We start from the raw sequence: 13,116 nt of genomic DNA, 5'->3' as shown, positions 1-13,116 counted from the left end.
CCCGAGGGTCCCGCCGAGGTCTCCGACCCGGCGTCCGAGGAGCCCGCCCCCGAGGGCCCCCGCGGCCCCCGCTCCGAGCCCACCCGCCGCTCCCCGGGCGAGCGCGCAGACACCGACCACCCCGCCGGAGGCGATCCCGCGTGAACGACGCACTCGACGTCGCCCTCCGGCTGCTCGTCGTCTTCGCCGTGTTCCTCGTGCTGCCCCTCGTCGTCGGGCAGACCGAGCACAAGGTCATGGCCCACATGCAGGGCCGCCTCGGCCCCATGTACGCCGGCGGCTTCCACGGCTGGGCCCAGCTCGTCGCCGACGGCGTGAAGTTCGCGCAGAAGGAGGACGTGGTCCCGGCCAACGCCGACCGCCGCGTCTTCCAGCTCGCCCCCGCCGTCGCCCTCCTCCCGTACCTGCTCGTCCTGCTCGCCATTCCCATCGGCCCGAGCGAGGGAGCCGTCGGCCAGATCGTCGACGCCGGCATCTTCTTCGTACTCGCCGTCATGGGCGTCGGCGTCCTCGGCAGCCTGATGGCCGGCTGGGCCTCCGCCAACAAGTTCTCCCTCCTCGGCGGCCTGCGCACCGCCGCCCAGCTGCTCGCCTACGAGCTGCCGATGCTCCTCGCCGCCGCCTCCGTCGCGATGGCCGCCGGCACCGTCTCCCTCCCCGGCATCCTCGACGCCTTCGAGTGGTGGTGGCTGCCCTGGCAGATCGTCGGCGCCCTGGTCTTCTTCGTCGCCGGGCTCGCCGAACTCCAGCGCCCGCCGTTCGACATGCCCGTCGCCGACTCGGAGATCATCTTCGGCGCGTACACCGAGTACACCGGCCTGCGCTTCGCGCTCTTCCTGCTCGCCGAGTACGCCGGCATCGTCGTCCTCTGCGGTCTGACCACCGTCCTCTTCCTCGGCGGCTGGCACGGCCCCTTCGGCGCCGACGGCCTCGGCTGGGTCTGGACCCTCCTCAAGACCGCGCTCCTCGCCTTCGTCGTCATCTGGCTGCGCGTGAGCTACCCCCGCCTGCGCGAGGACCAGCTCCAGAAGCTCGCCTGGACGACCCTCGTCCCCCTCGCCCTCGCGCAGATCGCGCTCACCGGAATCGTGAAGGTGGCGATCGTCTGATGGCTCCGATCCCCGGCAGTGGCCTGGCGAAAGGCCTCGCTGTCACCCTGCGCGCGATGACCCGGCGCGCCCACACCGCCCAGTACCCGGACGCGCAGCCCGAGCTTCCGCCCCGCACCCGCGGGGTCATCGGGCTGTTCGAGGAGAACTGCACGGTCTGCATGCTCTGCGCCCGCGAGTGCCCCGACTGGTGCATCTACATCGACTCCCACAAGGAGACCGTCCCGGCCGCCACCCCCGGTGGCCGCGAGCGCAGCCGTAACGTCCTCGACCGCTTCGCCATCGACTTCTCGCTCTGCATGTACTGCGGCATCTGCATCGAGGTGTGCCCCTTCGACGCCCTGTTCTGGTCGCCGGAGTTCGAGTACGCGGAGACGGACATCCACGAGCTGACCCACGAGAGGGACAAGCTCCGCGAGTGGATGTGGACCGTCCCCGAGCCGCCCGCGCTCGACCCCGGCGCGGAGGAGCCGAAGGAGATCGCCGCCGCCCGCAAGGCCGTCGAGAAGCAGGCCGCCGCCGAGGCCGCCGCCCAAGCGGCCCAAGCGGCCCAGGCCGCGCAGCACACGGACGCCGCGGACGCCGCGGACGCCGCGAAGGCCCCGGCGGCCCCGGAGGGAACCGGCGCCGCGCCCCGGGACGAGACCCCCGGACCCGACGCCCCCGGCCCCACCGGCCCCTCCGAGGGAGGCCCCGCGTGAACCTCGCCGCCGCCCACCCCGGCTTCCTCTCGCCCTCCGGCGTCGAGATCGCCTTCCTGCTCGTCGGTCTCGTCACCCTCGGCGCGGCCCTGATCACGGTGACCACCCGGCAGCTCGTCCACGCCGCGCTGTGGCTGGTCGTGGCCCTCGGCGGCATCGCCGTCGAGTACCTCCTCCTCACCGCCGAGTTCATCGCCTGGGTCCAGGTGCTGATCTACGTCGGCTCCGTCGTCGTCCTCCTCCTCTTCGGTCTCATGCTCACCAAGGCCCCCATCGGCCGCTCCCCGGACGCCGACTCCGGCAACCGGCCGGTCGCCCTCGTGGTCGCCCTGGCCGCGGCCGCCGCGCTCGTCTGGGTCGTCGTCGACGCGTTCCGTACGACCTGGATCGACCTCGACGGACCCGCCCAGGGCTCCACCGCGGTGTCCGGGCAGATCCTCTTCCGCCATTGGGTGCTGCCCTTCGAGGCCCTGTCGGTGCTTCTCCTGGCCGCCCTGGTCGGCGCGATCGTGCTCTCCCGCAGGGACACCGACACCCCGGACGCCCCGAACGGCGCCGCCCGGCCCACCGGGAAGACCCCGCCGCCGAGGACCCGGCCCACCACGACCCCGCCGACGAGGACCGCGCCCTCGACGACCGCGCAGAAGGACGGGAACGCGAACTGATGCACCTCGCCTATCCCGCCGTCCTCGCCGCCCTCCTCTTCTGCGTCGGCCTCTACGGCGTCCTCGCCCGCCGCAACGCGATCCTGGTCCTGATGTCCGTCGAGCTGATGCTCAACGCCGTCAACCTCAACCTGGTCGCCTTCGACGTCTGGCTCCGCGACACCCTGCACGCCGGTCAGGCCCTCACCCTGTTCGTCATCGCCATCGCCGCCGCCGAGATCGGCATCGGTCTCGCCATCGTCCTGATGGTCTACCGCAACCGCGGCACCTCGGACGTCGACCGCCTCCGCGACACCGCCGAGCCCACCGGACCCGAGACCGACAGCCCCCGGACCGGCATCCAGGCCGCCGCGTCCGGCGACGAGAAGGCCGAGGCCACCGCGTGACCACCACGACCCTCGCCGTCCTCGTCCCCCTCCTGCCCTTCCTCGGTTCCGTCGCCGGTCTCCTCCTCGGCCGCACCGCACCCGGCTTCGTCCGCCCCCTCGCCGTCCTCCCGGCCCTCGCCGCCGCCGTCCTCGCCGTCGTCGTCGCCGTCCGCCAGGGCGGCGGCAGGACCATCGAGGCCGCCACCCAGCTCACCCCCACCGGCTCCGTCCCCATCGACCTGGCCCTGCGCATCGACGGCTTCGCCGCCCTCGCCGCCGTCCTCGTCGCAGTGGTCGCCACCTGCGTGCAGACCTACTCGACCGGCTACCTCCGGGACGACCCGCGCTACCCCTCGTACGCCTCCCTCGTCTCCCTCTTCACCTCCGCCATGCTCCTCGTCGTCTACTCCGGCGACCTGATGGTGCTGCTGGTCGGCTGGGAGATCATGGGCATCTGCTCGTACTTCCTCGTCGGGCACTACTGGGAGACGCCGGAAGCCCGCAGCGCCTCCCTCAAGGCGTTCCTCGTCACCAAGCTCGGCGACGTCCCCTTCCTCATCGGGCTCTTCGCCCTCGCCATCGACGCGGGCACCTTCCGGATCGGCGGGATCCTCGCCACCGTGGCCGCCGGCGGGCTCGAGCACCCCACGCTGATCGCGCTGCTGCTCCTCGCGGGCGTCGCCGGCAAGTCCGCGCAATTCCCCCTGCACACCTGGCTCCCCGACGCCATGGCCGGCCCCACCCCCGTCTCCGCCCTGATCCACGCGGCGACGATGGTCGCCGCCGGCATCTACTTCGTGGCCCGGCTCCTCCCCGTCTTCGCCGCCTCCGCCGCCGCGCTGACCGTGCTCGCGGTCATGGCCGCGATCACGATGGTCGGCTCGGCGCTCGCCGCGCTCGCCCAGGACGACATCAAGCGGGTCCTCGCCTACTCGACCATCGGCCAGCTCGGCTACATGGCCGGCGCCCTGGCCGTAGGCGACCGCGGCGCCGCCGTCTTCCACCTCATCTCGCACGGCGCCTTCAAGGCGCTGCTCTTCCTCGCCGCCGGCGCGGTCATCCACGCGGCCGGCACGAACTCCCTGTCGGCCATGTCCCGGATGAGCGGCCTGACCAAGCGGGTCCCCGACGCCTACTGGACGATGACCATCGCCCTCCTCGCGCTGGCCGCGATCCCGCCCTTCGCCGGCTTCTTCTCCAAGGAAGCCGTCCTCGTCGCCGCCGAGCACACCGCCCTCGGCGACCGGACCGTCGCCCCCGCCGGGGCCGGCTGGACCGTCCTCGTCGCGGGCCTGATCACCGCCCTGCTCACCGCCGCCTACGCGACGCGCCTCTGGCTCCTCGCGTTCCGCGGCCGCGGAGCCGAGGCCCCCGACCACGGCCGCCAGCCGCTCACCATGACCACCGTCCTGTGGGTGCTCGCGGTCCCCTCCCTCGGGTTCGGTCTCTCCGTCACGTACCTCGACGACTGGTTCGACGGCCACGCCCTCACCCCGACCGTGACCACCGCCGTCGTCGGCTCGGGCCTCGCCGTCGCCGGCGGCCTGATCACCTTCGCGGTCTGGCAGCGCACCCGCGCCCTCGCGGCCCGCACCCCGCTCGGCGCCGTCGCCGCCCACCCCGAGGGCGACGCCGGGCTCGTCGAGGCCGAGGCCATCGCCAGCCACGCCCCCGCCTACGGCGACATCGCCTCAGCCCAGGACCCCGCCGACCCCGGCCGTGTCCTCCTCGGCCCGCTGCACCGCCACGCCGCCACCGGCTTCCACCTGGACGCCGTCTACAGCGCCCTCTTCGTCCGCCCCGTCCTGGCCGGAGCCTCCCTGGTCCGCTTCCTGGACCGCGAGGTCGTCGACACCTACGTCGGCGGCGCCGGGACCGGCACCCGATGGCTGGGGTGGCTGGTCCGCCGCGCCCAGACCGGCAACGTGCAGACCTATCTCAGCGCCCTGCTCGCCGGCTCCGTCGTCCTGGCGATCGCCGCCGTCCTCGTCGCCGCCGGAGCGTGAGCCGTGATCGATATCAGCGAATCCGTGATGCAGCTTCTTCTCGCGTTGATCGTCGCCGGGCCGCTCGTCGGCGCCGCCGCCGCTCTCCTGCCCGCACCCCCCGGACTCAAGGGCGCCTCACCCGCCCAGGCCGTGCTCCGCCACGGGGTGACCGTCACCGGCGTCGTCCTGGCCGCCACGATCGCCCTCGCCCTCGGCTTCGACCACGACCAGCCGTCGAGGATGCAGGCGACCACGGACATCAGCTGGATCCCCGCACTCGACGTGCGCATCCACCTCGGTGTCGACGGCATCTCCCTCCCCCTCCTGGTCATGACGGCGCTGCTGACCTTCCTCTGCGCGCTGTACAGCTACTTCAAGATGCCCGCGGGCCCGTCCCCGAAGGCCTTCGTCGCCCTGCTGCTCGTCCTCGAGTCCGGCACCCTGGCGACCTTCGCCGTCCTCGACCTCGTGCTGTTCTTCCTCGCCTTCGAGATGGTCCTCATCCCGATGTACTTCCTCATCGCCCGGTGGGGCGGCGAGGGCAGGCAGCCCGCCGCCTGGAAGTTCATCCTCTTCACCCTGCTCGGCTCCGTCGTCATGCTGCTCGGCCTGCTCCTCATCGGCCTGAAGGCGGGCACGTTCGACATGGTGGCACTGGCCTCTGACAACGGCCGTGGGCTGACCACGTCCGTGCAGGTCACCGCCGTTCTCGCGATCGGCCTCGGGCTCGCGGTGAAGACCCCGATGTGGCCCCTGCACAGCTGGCTCCCCGACGCCCACACCGCCGCCCCGACCGTCGGATCCGTCCTCCTCGCCGGCGTCCTGCTGAAGATGGGCACGTACGGGTTCGTCCGGATCGTCCTGCCGGTCGCCCCCGACGGCATGCGCGTCTTCGCGCCCTACCTCGCCGCCTTCGCCGTCGCCGGCGTCGTCTACGGGTCCCTCGCCTGCCTCGCCCTCGCGCGGACCGGCAACAAGGGCGACCTCAAGCGGCTGATCGCGTACTCCTCCGTCGGCCACATGGGCTTCGTGCTCCTCGGCATCGCGACCATGACCCCGACCGGGGTCAACGGCGCGCTCTTCGCCAACATCGCCCACGGCCTCATCACCGGCCTGCTCTTCTTCCTCGTCGGCGCCCTCAAGGACCGCTACGGCACCGCCGACCTCGACACCCTCGCCGGCGCCACCGGGGCCGCCCTCTACGGCCGCGCGCCCCGCCTGGGCGGCCTGCTCGCCTTCGCCGCCGTCGCCTCCCTCGGCCTGCCCGGCCTCGCCGGGTTCTGGGGCGAGATGCTGGCCCTGTTCGGCGCCTTCGAACCGGCCGAGGGCCTCAGCCGCCCCGCCTTCCTCACCTTCATGGCGATCGGCGCGTTCGGCACGCTCCTGACCGCCGCCTATCTCCTCGTCGTCGTCCGCCGCGTCTGCATGGGCGCCCCGCGAGCCGACGACGAGACGGCCGTCGTCGCCGACGTCCAGGGCTACGAGTTCGCCGCCTGGACGCCGCTCGTCGCCCTCACTGTCCTCGCCGGCCTGTGGCCCGCGGTCCTCCTCGGCCTCACCGATCCGGCCGTGCAGCAGCTCCTCGCCGGAGGCAAGCAGTGACCCCTACAGCCGCGAGCCTCGTCCAGTCCGTCGACTGGCTCACCATCGCGCCGCCCACCCTCACCGCGGTGGTCGCGCTCGTCGTGCTCGTCGCCGACCTCTTCGTCCCCGCGAAGCACAAGCGGCTCCTCGGCTGGACGGCGATCGCCGGCCTCGTCGCCTCGATGGCCCTGCTGGTCCCGCTGCGCGCCGGAGACCGCTCGACCTTCTGCCTCACCCCGGGAGCGGCGGAGTCCGCGGGTGTGGCGCAGGACGCGGCCGGCCTCGCCGGCTGCAGCTACACCGCCGACCACTTCACCCTGGTCATCCAGTTCCTGGTGCTCGGCGGGGCGCTCCTGACCGCCCTGCTCTCGCTTCCGGACACCGAGGAGAAGCTGCCGGCGGGGGAGTACTGGTTCCTGCTGCTCTCCTCGGCCGCCGGCGCCGCGCTGCTGCCCGCCTCCCGCGACCTCGCCACGCTGGTCGTCGCCCTGGAGGTGGCCTCCCTTCCGGCCTTCGCGCTCGTCGGCCTGCGCCGCGGCGACCGGATGTCCAGCGAGGCCGCGCTGAAGTTCTTCCTCTCCTCGGTCACCGCGACCGCCGTCACCCTGCTGGGCGCCGGCTTCGTGTACGCGGCGACGGGCACCCTCCACCTCACCGAGATCGCCCAGCGCCTCGACGACGTCCCCGGGCAGCTGCAGACCCTCGCCGAGGCGGGCGTGGTCCTCACCCTGGTCGGCTTCGCCTTCAAGACGGCCGCCGTCCCCTTCCACTTCTGGGTCCCCGACACCTACGTCGGCGCCCCGCTGCCCGTCGCCGGCTACCTCTCGGTGGTCGGCAAGGCCGTCGGCTTCACCGGCCTCATCCTGGTGACCGTCGTCGCGTTCCCCTCGTACGCGGACGTCTGGGGCCCGGCCCTCGCCGTCCTCGCCGCGCTCACGATGACCGTCGGCAACGTCGCCGCCCTGCGGCAGGCCCCCACGCGCGCGTGGAGCGCGGTCCGGCTGCTCGCCTGGTCCTCCGTCGCCCAGGCGGGCTACCTCCTGGTGCCGATCGCCGCCGCCGCGTACTCCAGCGACGACCAGATCGGCGCCACCGTCGCGTACGCCCTGATGTACGCCGTCGTGAACCTCGGCGCCTTCGCGGTGGCCGCGCTGGTCGCCCGCAGCCATCCCGAGAACCGGATCGCCGACTACCGCGGCCTGTACGCCACCAGGCCGCTCACCGCCCTCGTCATGGGCTTCTTCCTGCTCAACCTGGCCGGCCTGCCCCCCGGCATCATCGGCCTCTTCGCCAAGGTCACCGTCTTCTCGGCGGCCGTCGACGCGGGCCTCGGCTGGCTGGCCGTGGTCATGGGCGTGAACGTCGTGATCGGCCTCTTCTACTACCTCCGGTGGACCGCCCTCCTCTTCCGCGCGCCGCTGGGCGAACCGGTCCGCTTCCGCGTCCCCGCCCCGCTGACCGCGGCGATCGCCCTGACGGCCGTCGCCGGCGTCGTGCTCTCGGGCTACCCCCAGATCGCCCTCCGCTTCGCGGCTAACAGCCTCTTCTGACGCGGGGGGACGGCCCCGGACCACGGCGCGCCCCCGCCCCCGCGTCCGCCACCCGAACGGCCCACACCGCCCCCCGGTACGGCCCGGGGAACCCGCGCCTCCCGCCTGGCGTTGACCCGTACGGGAGGGTCCACTGGACGAGTGGACCAGCACCAGGCAAAGGGTTCCCCTGCCGCACCACTTGGAGGGCGTACCGTGCACCGCCGGCACAACGGGCTGAGGACCGCCGTACTCCTCGGAGGGCTCTCGGCCCTCATCATCGTCATCGGCAGCTTCTTCGGACGTACGGGACTGATCGTCGCGCTCGTCGTGGCGCTCGGCACCAACGCGTACGCCTACTGGAACAGCGACAAGCTGGCCCTGCGTGCCATGCGGGCCCGGCCGGTCAGCGAGTTCGAGGCTCCGGCCCTGTACCGGACGGTGCGCGAGCTCTCCACCCAGGCCCGCCAGCCCATGCCCCGGCTCTACATCTCGCCCACCCAGGCGCCCAACGCCTTCGCCACCGGCCGCAACCCCCGCAACGCCGCCGTGTGCTGCACGGAGGGCATCCTGAGCATCCTCGACGAACGCGAGCTGCGCGGCGTCCTCGGCCACGAGCTGAGCCACGTCTACAACCGGGACATCCTGATCTCCTCGGTCGCCGGAGCGCTGGCCTCCGTGATCCTCTTCCTGGTCAACTTCGCGTGGCTGATCCCCGTCGGCCGCTCCAGCGACGACGACGGCCCCGGCCTTCTCGGCATGCTGCTGATCATGATCCTGGGGCCCGTCGCCGCCTCCGTCATCCAGCTCGCCATCAGCCGTTCCCGGGAGTACGAGGCGGACGCCTCGGGCGCCCAGCTCACCGGCGACCCGCTCGCCCTGGCCAGCGCCCTGCGCAAGCTCGACGCGGGAACGAAGCAGCTTCCGCTGCCGCCCGAGCCGAGGATCGAGACCGCGAGCCACATGATGATCGCCAACCCCTTCCGGCCGGGACAGGGGCTGACCAAGATGTTCTCGACGCATCCGCCGATGGCGGAACGCATCGCCCGACTCGAGCAGATGGCAGGTCGTCGCCCGTGAACACCATCCTCAACATCATCTGGCTGATCCTGTGCGGCCTCTGGATGTTCCTCGGCTACGTACTGGCCGGCGTCCTGCTGTGCATCACGATCATCGGCGTCCCCTTCGGGCTCGCCGCCTTCCGGATCGGCGTCTACGCCCTCTGGCCCTTCGGCTACACCGTCGTCGACCGCCGCGACGCGGGGGCGCCCTCGTGCGTCGGCAACGTCCTGTGGCTGGTCCTCGCGGGCTGGTGGCTGGCGCTCGGCCACATCGTCACCGGTGTGGCGCTGTGCATCACGATCATCGGCATCCCGCTGGGCCTCGCGAACTTCAAGCTGGTCCCGGTCTCGCTGCTGCCCCTCGGCAAGGAGATCGTCCCCACCGACCAGCCCTTCGCGGCCCGGTAGGACCCGCCCCGGCGACCGGCCCGGCCGGAAAGCGCCCCGGGGCGTGTTTCGAAGGTCCCGCCTGCCCCGCGACGCCTGGCACGCACGCTCGCCGCGTGGTCGGGATCGTCCACGTACGCGCAGTACGAGGGCGACTCTCGGCCTTGCGATCGCACGCACCGGACGCCGCGGGGCCCGCCCTTCGGGCGGACGGCGCTCCTTTCGAAACACGCCCTAGGCGGCCTGGCCCGGCCCGCGCCGCGCCGCCGTGACCGCGTAGAGGAGCGCCCCGGCCGCGACGACCCCCGCGCCGGCCGCGACCGACGGCCACGGCAGGGCGAACGCGAGCACCGCGCACCCCACGAGACCCAGCGCCGCGAGCGCCCGGTGCGACCGGCCCAGAGTCCAGGCGGAGGCGTTCGCGATGCCGTAGTAGACCAGCACGCCGAAGGACGAGAAGCCGATCGCGCCCCGCACGTCCGCCGTCGCCGCCACCACGGCCACCACCGCGCCCACCGCGAGCTCCGCCCGGTGCGGGACCTCGAAACGGGGGTGCACGGCGGCGAGCGCGGCCGGCAGGTGCCCGTCCCGCGCCATCGCCAGCGTCGTACGGGACACCCCGAGGATCAGCGACAGCAGCGAACCCAGGGCCGCGACGGCCGCCCCCGCACCCACCACCGGCACGAGCCATTCCGCGTCGGCCGCGCGCGCCGCGTCCGCGAGCGGGGCGGGGGAGGCCGCCAGGCCCCGCGGTCCCAGCACGGCCAGGACGCACACCGCCACCGCCGCGTAGACGACGAGCGCGATGCCGAGCGCGAGGGGGACGGCCCGGGGGATCGTACGGGCCGGATCGCGCACCTCCTCGCCGAGCGTGGCGATCCGCGCGTACCCGGCGAACGCGAAGAACAGCAGCCCCGCCGCCTGGAGGACCCCGCCCGCCGTCATGTCGGCGCCGGGCGCCACCCGCCCGAAGTCCCCGGCCCCGGACGTGGCGGACGCCACGACCACCGCCGCGAGGACGGCCAGCACGAACGCCACGATCAGCCGCGTCACGAGCGCCGACTTCCGCACCCCGCCGTAGTTCACGGCCGTCAGCGCCACCACGGCCGCGACCGCCACCGCGTGGGCCTGCTCGGGCCACAGATACGCCCCGGCCGTCAGCGCCATCGCCGCGCACGACGCCGTCTTGCCGACGACGAACGACCAGCCGGCCAGGTACCCCCAGAAGGGGCCGAGCCGTTCGCGACCGTACACGTAGGTGCCGCCGGAGGCCGGATGACGGGCCGCGAGCCGTGCCGAGGCCATGGCGTTGCAGTACGCCACGAGCGCGGCGACCGCCAGTGCCGGAAGCAGCCCGGACCCGCCCGCTTCCGCCGCCGGCCCGAGCGCCACGAAGATCCCGGCGCCGACCATCGACCCGAGCCCGATCACGACCGCGTCGAACACCCCGAGCGACCGCCGCAGTTCCTGTGTCATGCGCCGCACACTAGTGAGCGCCGCAACCGGACCCGGCCGTGGGGGCGTCCTTCCTGGCATGAGCATCATCAGCTGGATCGTTCTCGGCCTGCTCGCCGGCGTCATCGCCAAGATCCTGCTGCCCGGCAGGGACCCGGGCGGCCTCATCGGCACGACCCTCATCGGGGTCGCCGGCGCCTTCGTCGGCGGCTGGATCTCCGCGCGGTTCCTCGACCGCCCGATCTCCACGGAGTTCTACGACGGCGCCACCTGGCTCTCGGCCGTCGGCGGCGCGCTGGTCCTGCTGATCGCGTACCGGATCCTCTTCGGCCACTCGCGCTCGCGCTGAGCCGGCGCGTACCGGGCCCGCCACACGCGCCGGGGCGCCGCCCTACAGCCCCGTGTGACGCAGGGTGATGTTGAGCCGCCCGGTCAGGCCGAGGCCGGGGTCGGCCGTCCCGGGGTACACCTTCGGCACCCCGTGGTACGCGAAGCGCGACGGGCCGCCGAAGACGAAGAGATCACCGGAGACCAACTCCACGTCCGTATAGGGCCGTCCGCGGCTCTCGGTGTTCCCGAAGCGGAACACGCAGCTGTCACCCAGGCTCAACGACACCACGGGCGACCCGGACCGCTCCTCCTTGTCCTGGTGCATGCCCATCCTCGCGCCGGCGTCGTAGAAGTTCACCAGCGCCGTGTCCGGCGCGAAACCGCCGTGTTCCCCGTACGCCTCGACCAGCGCCTCCCGGCCCAGCTCCGCCAGCCAGCCGGGTAGTTCGACCGCCACGTCGGACAGGTAGCGGTACGGCTCCCAGCGCCTGCCCAGGCAGAGCGACCGCACGGACATCACCCCGCCGCCCGGCAGCACGGTGTGCCGGTACGGGACGGGCCCGCGCCCCCACTCCCGGCACGCCTCGACCAGCTCCCGCTGCCGCGCGGGCGGCAGCCACCCGGGCACGTGCACCGCGCCCGGCGCGACCACGGCCCGCTCGCGCGGGAACAGCCCCTCGGTCACACGTGCGCGCCCTCGAGCCCGAGGAGCCGCTCCTTGCGCTCCAGGCCGGCGGCGTACCCGCGCAGGCGCCCGTCCGCGCCGATCACCCGGTGACACGGCCGCACCACCAGCAGCGGATTGCGCCCGATCGCGGTGCCGACCGCCCGCACCCCGGCCCCGGAGGCCCCGACGGTCCGCGCGATGTCCCCGTACGAGACGGTGACGCCGTACGGGATGTCCTCCAGGGCCCGCCAGACGCGCCGCTGGAACTCCGTACCGCTCCGGTCGTACACGAGGTCGAAACGGTCCCGCCGCCCGGCGAAGTACTCGCCCAGCTGCCCGGTGATCGCCGCGAACCGCTCGGGCGCGTGCCGCCAGCCGTCCTCGACGGCGACGGCACCCTTCTGCCCGGGCAGCGACAGCGACGCGAGCCGCGTGGAACCGTCCTCGGCGACCCGGCCGACCAGCAGCATCTCCCCGAGAGGGCTGTCGGCACGGGCGTACACGCGCTGCGGCGTCATGGCTGCTTCCTCTCCTCGCACGCTCGATCCGCCGTCCAGTCTGCGAGGCGCCCCGGGGTGGCACCGGCGGTTTTCGGACGCCCAGGTCGGGGCCCTGCCGACCGCCCCCGCCGCCGTCCTACCGGTAGTTCACGAACTGGATCGCGAAGTCGAAGTCCTTGCCCTTGAGCAGCGCCTGCACGGCCTGCAGGTCGTCCCGGCTCTTCGAGCTGACCCGCAGCTCGTCGCCCTGGACCTGCGCCTTGACGCCCTTGGGGCCCTCGTCGCGGATGACCTTGGAGACCTTCTTGGCGTTCTCCTGGGAGATGCCCTCCTCGATCGACGCGAAGATCTTGTACTCCTTGCCGGACAGCTGCGGCTCGCCCGCGTCCAGCGACTTCAGCGAGATCCCGCGCTTGATCAGCTTCGTCTGGAAGATGTCCAGGATCGCCTTGACCCGCTCCTCGCCGTTGGCCTGCATCAGGATCTTCTCGCCCTGCCAGGAGATCGAGGCGTCGGTGCCCTTGAAGTCGTAGCGCTGCGAGATCTCCTTCGCGGCCTGGTTGAGGGCGTTGTCGACCTCCTGCCGCTCGACCTTGGAGACGATGTCGAAACTGGAGTCGGCCATGACGTGTGGCTCCTTGCGTCGAATGCGTTGCGGTTGCGTGGGCGTACGGGGCAAGCCTAGTCACCCGCACCCGCCCGAACCGCTGATCAATCCGGTGGCGGACCACCCCCGCGCATCAGGTATCGTTTACGTCGTTGCCACGGAGCA

At 72.9% G+C, this 13,116-nt stretch carries 14 protein-coding genes; 10 read left to right on the top strand and 4 right to left on the bottom strand.

Annotated elements, in window-relative coordinates; translation table 11 throughout:
• The first annotated feature begins 140 nt into the window (after positions 1-140).
• From AB0K65_RS10915 to AB0K65_RS10875, 9 genes are all read left to right on the top strand, one after another.
• Positions 141-1,109 carry a complex I subunit 1 family protein gene (locus tag AB0K65_RS10915; protein ID WP_365715463.1) on the top strand — a complete coding sequence of 323 codons (969 nt, stop codon included), beginning with the start codon at positions 141-143 and terminating at the stop codon, positions 1,107-1,109.
• Positions 1,109-1,810 (top strand): NADH-quinone oxidoreductase subunit I, encoded by a 702-nt coding sequence (locus tag AB0K65_RS10910; RefSeq protein WP_365715462.1) that lies wholly within the window; start codon positions 1,109-1,111, stop codon positions 1,808-1,810. The genes AB0K65_RS10915 and AB0K65_RS10910 overlap by 1 nt, the downstream gene beginning before the upstream one ends.
• A complete protein-coding gene (locus tag AB0K65_RS10905; RefSeq protein WP_365715461.1) occupies positions 1,807-2,475 on the top strand; it encodes an NADH-quinone oxidoreductase subunit J in 669 nt (222 codons plus the stop codon). The genes AB0K65_RS10910 and AB0K65_RS10905 overlap by 4 nt, the downstream gene beginning before the upstream one ends.
• Entirely contained in the window at positions 2,475-2,861 is a 387-nt protein-coding gene (gene nuoK, locus AB0K65_RS10900; RefSeq protein ID WP_365715460.1) for an NADH-quinone oxidoreductase subunit NuoK, read from the top strand. The genes AB0K65_RS10905 and nuoK overlap by 1 nt, the downstream gene beginning before the upstream one ends.
• The gene (locus tag AB0K65_RS10895) at positions 2,858-4,849 is read left to right on the top strand and encodes an NADH-quinone oxidoreductase subunit L (protein ID WP_365715459.1); all 1,992 of its coding nucleotides are present in this window, start codon (positions 2,858-2,860) and stop codon (positions 4,847-4,849) included. The genes nuoK and AB0K65_RS10895 overlap by 4 nt, the downstream gene beginning before the upstream one ends.
• Positions 4,850-4,876: 27 nt before the next feature.
• Entirely contained in the window at positions 4,877-6,433 is a 1,557-nt protein-coding gene (locus AB0K65_RS10890) for an NADH-quinone oxidoreductase subunit M (RefSeq protein ID WP_365715602.1), read from the top strand.
• Positions 6,430-7,965: an NADH-quinone oxidoreductase subunit N gene (locus tag AB0K65_RS10885; protein ID WP_365715458.1), complete on the top strand. Its 1,536-nt coding sequence runs from the start codon at positions 6,430-6,432 to the stop codon at positions 7,963-7,965. The genes AB0K65_RS10890 and AB0K65_RS10885 overlap by 4 nt, the downstream gene beginning before the upstream one ends.
• 195 nt (positions 7,966-8,160) lie before the next feature.
• The gene (gene htpX, locus AB0K65_RS10880; protein ID WP_365715457.1) at positions 8,161-9,024 is read left to right on the top strand and encodes a zinc metalloprotease HtpX; all 864 of its coding nucleotides are present in this window, start codon (positions 8,161-8,163) and stop codon (positions 9,022-9,024) included.
• Complete coding sequence (locus tag AB0K65_RS10875; protein WP_365715456.1) at positions 9,021-9,413, top strand: YccF domain-containing protein; 393 nt, start codon at positions 9,021-9,023, stop codon at positions 9,411-9,413. The genes htpX and AB0K65_RS10875 overlap by 4 nt, the downstream gene beginning before the upstream one ends.
• Positions 9,414-9,626: 213 nt before the next feature.
• On the opposite strand, the gene AB0K65_RS10870 is transcribed toward AB0K65_RS10875, so the two are convergent.
• Entirely contained in the window at positions 9,627-10,868 is a 1,242-nt protein-coding gene (locus AB0K65_RS10870; protein ID WP_365715455.1) for an amino acid permease, read from the bottom strand.
• Positions 10,869-10,926: 58 nt separating this feature from the next.
• Between AB0K65_RS10870 and AB0K65_RS10865 the strand changes: the two genes are divergently transcribed.
• A complete protein-coding gene (locus AB0K65_RS10865; RefSeq protein ID WP_365715454.1) occupies positions 10,927-11,196 on the top strand; it encodes a GlsB/YeaQ/YmgE family stress response membrane protein in 270 nt (89 codons plus the stop codon).
• A 42-nt stretch (positions 11,197-11,238) separates the two neighbouring features.
• On the opposite strand, the gene AB0K65_RS10860 is transcribed toward AB0K65_RS10865, so the two are convergent.
• The 3 genes from AB0K65_RS10860 to AB0K65_RS10850 form a co-directional block, all read right to left on the bottom strand.
• Positions 11,239-11,862, bottom strand: a complete 624-nt coding sequence (locus AB0K65_RS10860) for an alpha-ketoglutarate-dependent dioxygenase AlkB (RefSeq protein ID WP_365715453.1) — start codon at positions 11,860-11,862, stop codon at positions 11,239-11,241.
• Complete coding sequence (locus AB0K65_RS10855) at positions 11,859-12,362, bottom strand: methylated-DNA--[protein]-cysteine S-methyltransferase (RefSeq protein WP_365715452.1); 504 nt, start codon at positions 12,360-12,362, stop codon at positions 11,859-11,861. The genes AB0K65_RS10860 and AB0K65_RS10855 overlap by 4 nt, the downstream gene beginning before the upstream one ends.
• A 118-nt stretch (positions 12,363-12,480) precedes the next feature.
• Entirely contained in the window at positions 12,481-12,969 is a 489-nt protein-coding gene (locus AB0K65_RS10850; RefSeq protein WP_365715451.1) for a YajQ family cyclic di-GMP-binding protein, read from the bottom strand.
• Between the last annotated feature and the right edge of the window lie 147 nt (positions 12,970-13,116).

This window comes from Streptomyces sp. NPDC053755 (assembly GCF_040677675.1).
GTDB lineage: Bacteria > Actinomycetota > Actinomycetes > Streptomycetales > Streptomycetaceae > Streptomyces.
The sequence above is the reverse complement of the archived record's forward strand: the minus strand, read 5'-3'. Positions and strand labels throughout refer to the sequence as shown.

Excerpts from the sequence above, each read along its gene's own strand:
- AB0K65_RS10910 (WP_365715462.1), top strand. The coding sequence starts at position 1,109 with ATGGCTCCGATCCCCGGCAGTGGCCTGGCGAAAGGCCTCGCTGTCACC.
- nuoK (WP_365715460.1), top strand. The coding sequence starts at position 2,475 with ATGCACCTCGCCTATCCCGCCGTCCTCGCCGCCCTCCTCTTCTGCGTC.
- AB0K65_RS10890 (WP_365715602.1), top strand. The coding sequence starts at position 4,877 with ATGCAGCTTCTTCTCGCGTTGATCGTCGCCGGGCCGCTCGTCGGCGCC.
- AB0K65_RS10870 (WP_365715455.1), bottom strand. The coding sequence starts at position 10,868 with ATGACACAGGAACTGCGGCGGTCGCTCGGGGTGTTCGACGCGGTCGTG.
- AB0K65_RS10865 (WP_365715454.1), top strand. The coding sequence starts at position 10,927 with ATGAGCATCATCAGCTGGATCGTTCTCGGCCTGCTCGCCGGCGTCATC.
- AB0K65_RS10855 (WP_365715452.1), bottom strand. The coding sequence starts at position 12,362 with ATGACGCCGCAGCGCGTGTACGCCCGTGCCGACAGCCCTCTCGGGGAG.
- AB0K65_RS10850 (WP_365715451.1), bottom strand. The coding sequence starts at position 12,969 with ATGGCCGACTCCAGTTTCGACATCGTCTCCAAGGTCGAGCGGCAGGAG.